General features: G+C 57.2%; 3 protein-coding genes. All 3 read left to right on the top strand.

Translation table 11 applies throughout. The features are described from left to right. A partial coding sequence (locus EAH75_RS19825; RefSeq protein ID WP_343182735.1) for a DUF6869 domain-containing protein occupies nucleotides 1-216 on the top strand: 216 nt, incomplete at its 5' end. Between the two features lie 320 nt (nucleotides 217-536). Next, nucleotides 537-962: a hypothetical protein gene (locus EAH75_RS19520; protein ID WP_140806570.1), complete on the top strand. Its 426-nt coding sequence runs from the start codon at nucleotides 537-539 to the stop codon at nucleotides 960-962. A gap of 579 nt (nucleotides 963-1541) precedes the next feature. After that, nucleotides 1542-2166 (top strand): DUF6869 domain-containing protein (locus tag EAH75_RS19515; protein WP_140806569.1); only part of this gene is annotated, 625 nt, incomplete at its 3' end.

Raw genomic sequence — 2166 nt, 5'->3', positions numbered from 1 at the left:
ATTCTCGCTCGCAACCCACCGGAGCCAATTCTTGCTGTACTTGCGGCGGGGCCGCTTGAGGACCTCATTCACTACGTCGGGCCCGAGTTCATCGACCGCATAGAGTTACAGGCTCGCCAAGATCCAGCCTTTCGTCATCTGCTCGGTGGAGTCTGGGCAAGCGGCACAACCGATATCTGGGCGCGTGTAGAGGCGGCACGTGGTGCAACGTGGTAGTACTTGCCTAACATCTCGTTCAAGGCGGACGGCTGCGCCGCCGCTTAACTCAAGCGTTAGGTCTTTGCTTGCTGTGCCGTTCACAAGTTTGGTTTTCGTCAGGCAGCACGTTGACGTGAGATGCTTCGCTCGGCAAGCTGCCTTTGGGGTTTGCGGCAAGTCATCAGGTTTCAGAGCGTGGGGGTTTCGGCTCGTTGTTCTTGCACGGCATGGTGCAGTTGGTCATGGCATGCTCGGGCCGCAAAGTCCTAACCCGTCATTCAAGCGGACGGCTGCGCCGCCGCTTAACTCCAGCGTTAGACGTTTCTTGGAGGCATTGTATGAAGTCTGACAATTTTCCGATCGCGGCCTCTGTTGCGCTCGCAGTTGGAATTTTGCAGACTTTTCTTCTTCAGTACTTCGACGCCTACATATCAGCCTATTCCCCAGTTCCTATCTGGCTCGCATCGCATGTTGTGTCGAGCTTCTTTTTGCTCTTGCTATTGTCCTTATATACCTGGACTGTCAGCATTTTGCCCTGCCTTCCAGCCGCTTATATCCTATGCAAATTGCGTCCACGCAAGCTCTTCGTCTACCTAATTCTTGCTGTTGTTCCAAGCTTTCTCTGGCAGCACCGCCTTTTATTCATCGAGCCTGCTCGATTCAGTCATTTCATAGTTATTGTTGACAGTATCTTGCCTGCTTTGTTCATGCTTCCAGCGGCTGCAGCAATTGTTCGCTTGGCTCAACGTCGTAAAAACGTCTAACATTTCGTTCAAGGCGGACGGCTTCGCCGCCGCTTAACTCTAGCGTTAGTCGGTAGCTCGTGTTGGTTCTTCGTGTGGTGTGTTTCGCCCAGCTTCGCGCTGGCTTGTCGTCCGTCGCTGCAGCAGCATTTCGCGCAGCGTCGTCGCAAGCCTGAGCTTTCAGAGCTGGTAGTTTGTGGGGGTCGGTTGCTCATCGTTCTTCGCTCGTCCAGGCCAACAGCCTCGCCCGAGCATGCTGCGTCGCAACCGTCTAACATCTCATTCAAGCGGACGGCTGCGCCGCCGCTTAATTCAAGCGTTAGTCGCTAGCTCGTGGGGGTTCTTCGTGTGGTGCGTTTCGCCCAGTCTCGCGCTGGCTTGTCGTTCGTCGCCGCAGCAGCTTTTCGCGCGGCATCGTCGCAAGCCTGGGCATTCAGAGCTGGTTGTTTTGGGGCAGTCGGTTGTTCAAGCGGTGCGCTTGTCTGGGCAGTCGTTGTCGCCCGAGCATGCAGCGGCGCAACCGTCTAACATTTCGTCCAAGCGGACGGCCCTCCCGGGCCGCCGCTTAACTCCAGCGTTAGGCGGCAGAGCAGCATCATTTTGTCGTTGTATCGCTTTCGCCGCTTTCAGGCTTCGCATCGGCAGCGCGTGTTGTGTCGTTTCGGGCTGGCCTGCGTCGTCGTCTCTCGCGTGCTTGATCGCTCGTCGTATCTTGCGCGCGTTGGCGTATCCAGCATCTTCGTGCCTCGCGGTGCGCGCGGTTCGTCGCAACGTGGCGTTGGTCGTCAGCGGTTCGTTCTCCGCACGCAGGCCACAAGCTTCGCGGCATTGCCGGGCTTTCAAAGCAGCGCTATCGTGCAGTTCACCGACGGCGTAGAGTGCTGCCGTCTAACAGGTCATTCAAGGCGGACGGCTTCGCCGCCGCTTAACTCCAGCGTTAGGCAGCACAGCATGGACTCGCGAACAATCGAAGACTGGGCAAGCGCGTACATCGCGCTGCAGCAGGATGGCGGCCGGGCACTGGATGGCCATCCATTGTTTTGGGCTGCCGAGCGTTTTATGTTTCCGGGCGATACGGCAAGCGCAGAAGATTGCTGGGCAACAATTCTGGAAATTCTCGCTCGCAACCCACCGGAGCCAATTCTTGCTGTACTTGCGGCGGGGCCGCTTGAGGACCTCATTCACTACGTCGGGCCCGAGTTCATCGACCGCATAGAGTTACAGG

Origin of the sequence: Rhodanobacter glycinis (genome assembly GCF_006438785.1) — a bacterium.
GTDB lineage: Bacteria > Pseudomonadota > Gammaproteobacteria > Xanthomonadales > Rhodanobacteraceae > Rhodanobacter > Rhodanobacter glycinis_A.
The sequence above is the reverse complement of the archived record's forward strand: the minus strand, read 5'-3'. Positions and strand labels throughout refer to the sequence as shown.